Origin of the sequence: Streptomyces sp. NPDC007084 (genome assembly GCF_040703595.1) — a bacterium.
Taxonomy (GTDB): Bacteria; Actinomycetota; Actinomycetes; order Streptomycetales; family Streptomycetaceae; genus Streptomyces.
The window spans coordinates 1-3,669 of sequence record NZ_JBEYFY010000119.1 but is presented as its reverse complement, the minus strand read 5'-3'; the positions used below and the strand labels follow the sequence as shown (position 1 = coordinate 3,669).

The following is a 3,669-nucleotide window of genomic DNA, read 5'->3' as shown; positions in this document are numbered from 1 at the left end:
ACCAAGGACCAGATCAAGAACTCCCCGGAGTTCGACAAGGACAAGCACGTCGGCGACGCCGGCTACCACGAGCAGGTCGGCGGCTACTACCAGACCCAGCGCGGCATCTGAGCGTAGCGGCACCAGCGCGGTACGCGAGAGCGGGGCCGACCGGGAACACTCCGGTCGGCCCCGCTCTCGCGTACCCATACCCGGACTCGGACCTGGTTCGGACTCGGGCCCGAACTCGGTCTCGGCTCGGCCAAGTTCAGGTGCAGCGCCCCCGCGTGAAGGCTGGATCATCCCCGCCCCGAGGGATGAAGTGCCACGGTCCGAGGGGAATTGTGCCGCCGATCCCGGGCAGACGATCACCGATGAATGATCAGCCGACCCCACCCCGAGCGATGGCGTTCTTCGCGATATCCAGATCCGATCCGCTGCGTCTGCTCTCCACCACGGACCTCGTGCGGGAGAACGACAAACTGGCCGAGGAGCGCACCCACCTGCACCGTGCCGTGACCTCGCACGCCACGGTGGACCAGGCCATCGGCGCGCTGCTGGTCCTCGGCCGGATCGGGCCGGAGGACAGTTGGGACGTGCTGCGCGAGACCTCCCAGCACACCAACCGCAAGCTGCACGTCATCGCGGAGCAGGTCCTCGCGTTCGCCCAGGGCGGCACCCTGCCCGAGGAGACACGCGTCGCCCTGGAGGCCGCGCTGTCCAGGCGGCAGGGTGGCGGGCCGGAGGCCGAGACCGACCCGGCCCCGCCCAAAGCGCCTACGCCTACGGCCCCTTGACCGTCGGCGAAGCGCTCGGCGTGCTCTCCGCGCCGGGGCGAGGCGTCTCCGCCGAGCTGCTGTCCGGTGAGAACCAGGCCACACCGACCAGCACCGCCAGCAGGAAGACCACCGCTCCGGCCGCCGCTCCCACCGCGCGGGGCCGCTGGGTGAGCAGTTCGGCGACGCCCGGACGTCTGCGCCTGCGCGAGTGGTGTCCGGCCGCGGCGCCCCGGGTGACCGTCGCACCGGCGGACGGCGCTCCGGTGGACGACGCGGACGGCAGGGCATACGTGGTGGCCGGGCCGACGACGCAGAGGTCCGGCGTGTTCCGGTGCTGCGCGGGGCGCGCGGCCGGGAGTGGTTCCGGCCGGCCCTGCCAGGCTCCGGTGCTGTACCAGGACGCCGCCTGCTGTGCGGTCGGCCGGTCCTCGGGCTGCTTGGCCAGGAGGCCGAGGAGGTAGTTCTCGAACGCGGGCGGCAGCTCGACGCCGAGCTGCCGGGGCGGGGTCGGTGCGGTGTCGAGGTGGTGGTGCAGGATCGCGACGGCACTGCCACCCTGGAAGGGCGGGCGTCCGGTGAGGAGTTGGTACAGGACGCAGCCGAGCGAGTACATGTCGGACGGCGGCCCCGCGGTCTTCCCGAGGGCCCGCTCCGGCGCCAGGTACAGGCTGGTGCCGACGATCTGCCCGGTCGCGGTGAGGCCGCCCGCCGGGTCGTCCATGAAACGCGCGATGCCGAAGTCGCCGATCTTGACACTGCCGTCGGCGTCCAGCATCAGGTTGCCCGGCTTGATGTCCCGGTGCACGATGCCCTGTTGGTGCGCGGCGGCGAGCCCGGCGGCGGCCTGGGCGGCGATCTGGGCCACCCGCTCGGCGGACAGGGTGCCGGCGGTGGCGAGCACATGGGAGAGGCTGTCGCCCTCGATCAGCTCCATCACCAGGAAGAGCCGGTTCTCGAACGACCCGAAGTCCAGGACGCCGACCACATGCCGATGGTTCAGCCGTCCCGCCGTCTGCGCCTCCAGGCGGAACCGGGCCGCGGCGGTCGGGTCGGCATCCTGGGAGAGCAGCAGTTTGACGGCGACGGGCCGGCCGATCATCTCGTCCTGCGCCCGCCACACCTCCCCCATCGCGCCCCGCCCGAGAGTGGTGTGCAGCCGATACCGCCCCGCTATCAGCACCTGTACTTCATCCTCACGCCGTAGAGATCCGTCCGTCGCCGCGGGCCGTTGACGAGCCTGTCGGTCCAGGTGACCGGGGCGCCGCAGCAGGGTGAGCCTACTGCCAACGCGCCCGTGGTCAGGCGGCGTTCGGCCGGGGGACCGCACCCTCGCCCAAGATCGCGGAGAACCGGTCGGCAAGACGTCCGAATCCGATCGGGTGTGACGCCGGATGCCCTCCGCGACACCGAGGCGAAAGATCATTCTCCCCTGCCCGCAAGCGGCCGGAGCGGGAGGGCCACCCATCCCGCCAAAGACCGGTCACGCATTGGCATGGACCTGTCCAACCTCATTGACTATCCTCGTCCACGCAACTCTGAGAGCGCTCTCTCCTGCCCTTCGCCCCACTCACCGACCATCGGATCGACGAAAGGCAACTCCCTTGAGACGCACCACAGTTCTGCGTACCGCCGTGTCCGCGGGTCTGCTCGTCAGCGCCGCCACCCTGGGACTCACCCAGGCCGCCGCCGACGAAGCCCCCGCCACCTCCTCCCCTTCCGCATCGCGGGCCCCCGCCTCCTCGGCGCTGATCTCGGCGATGCGACGCGATCTCGGGCTCACCGAGAAGCAGGCGACCGCCCGGCTCTCCCAGGAGGCCACCGCACGCGCCGTCGAGCGCACCGCCAAGCGCAAGGCCGGCGCCTCGTACGGCGGCTCGTGGTTCGACGCGAAGAGCGGCCGGCTGGTCGTCGCCCTGACCAAGGCGACCTCACGCGCGGCCGTCGAGGCGACCGGCGCGAAGGTCACCCTCGTCAAGCACAGCGAGCGGCAGCTCGACGCCACCATGAAGCGCCTCGACGCGCTCGACGCGCCGGCCGGTGTCAGCAGTTGGCACGTCGACCCGAAGTCCAGCTCCGTCGTCGTCGACGTGGTCTCTCCGCACAAGAGTGACAACGATGTCCAGGCCTTCGTGGACCGGGCCCGGGCGGCGGGTCCCGTGACCGTACGGGAGACCGCCTCGGCGCCGAGCACCTTCGCGGCGGGAACGGTGGGCGGAGACCCGTACTACACGGGCAACGTCCGCTGTTCCATCGGCTTCTCCGTGTACGGCGGTTTCGTCACCGCCGGTCACTGCGGCCAGGCCGGCGCGGGTGTCAGCGGCTGGGACGGCAGCTACATCGGCAACTTCCAGGGCTCCTCGTTCCCGGACAACGACTACGCCTGGGTGAACGTCGGCAGCGGGTGGTGGACGGTTCCCGTGGTCCTCGGCTGGGGCACCGTCTCCGACCAGCTCGTCCGGGGTTCGGGCGAGGCGCCCATCGGCGCTTCGATCTGCCGTTCCGGCTCGACCTCGCACTGGCACTGCGGCAACGTCCTCGCCAAGAACGAGACCGTGAACTACAGCCAGGGCGCCGTGCACCAGATGACCAAGACGAGCGTCTGCGCCGAACCCGGCGACTCGGGCGGTTCGTTCATCAGCGGTGACCAGGCACAGGGCGTCACCTCCGGCGGCTGGGGCAACTGCAGCAGCGGAGGCGAGACCTGGTACCAGCCCATCAACGAGATCCTGAACCGCTACGGTCTCACCCTGCACACCGCCTGACCGGCCTCCCGCCGGTCCGCCCCCGCCGGTCCGTCCAACGTGGGTCAGCCCGCGCCGGTCCGCCCCCGCCGCCGCGGCGGCGCTGGAGCAGGGCAAGCCGGCGACGCAGGAGTACTCGTCGCCGAACAAGATGCCCTACCCCAGCCCCG

Annotated in this window: 3 protein-coding genes and 1 pseudogene; 3 read left to right on the top strand and 1 reads right to left on the bottom strand. The window is 71.2% G+C overall.

The window, feature by feature from the left end:
• Together AB0912_RS35795 and AB0912_RS35790 are read left to right on the top strand one after the other, a co-directional pair.
• Positions 1 to 111: pseudogene (locus AB0912_RS35795) on the top strand (PRC-barrel domain containing protein); the annotation flags it as partial.
• A 242-nt stretch (positions 112 to 353) separates the two neighbouring features.
• Positions 354 to 776 (top strand): ANTAR domain-containing protein, encoded by a 423-nt coding sequence (locus tag AB0912_RS35790; RefSeq protein ID WP_366707503.1) that lies wholly within the window; start codon positions 354 to 356, stop codon positions 774 to 776.
• Here the strand turns inward: AB0912_RS35790 and AB0912_RS35785 are convergent.
• A complete protein-coding gene (locus tag AB0912_RS35785; protein WP_366707501.1) occupies positions 763 to 1,938 on the bottom strand; it encodes a serine/threonine-protein kinase in 1,176 nt (391 codons plus the stop codon). The two genes, AB0912_RS35790 and AB0912_RS35785, sit on opposite strands and share 14 nt — an antisense overlap.
• Positions 1,939 to 2,359: 421 nt before the next feature.
• Here AB0912_RS35785 and AB0912_RS35780 point away from each other — a divergent pair, with 421 nt between their 5' ends.
• Complete coding sequence (locus AB0912_RS35780) at positions 2,360 to 3,520, top strand: S1 family peptidase (RefSeq protein WP_366707499.1); 1,161 nt, start codon at positions 2,360 to 2,362, stop codon at positions 3,518 to 3,520.
• Positions 3,521 to 3,669: the final 149 nt, after the last annotated feature.

What these genes read in the sequence shown, in the direction of transcription:
- AB0912_RS35790 (WP_366707503.1), top strand. Translation starts at nt 354, where the DNA reads ATGAATGATCAGCCGACCCCACCCCGAGCGATGGCGTTCTTCGCGATA.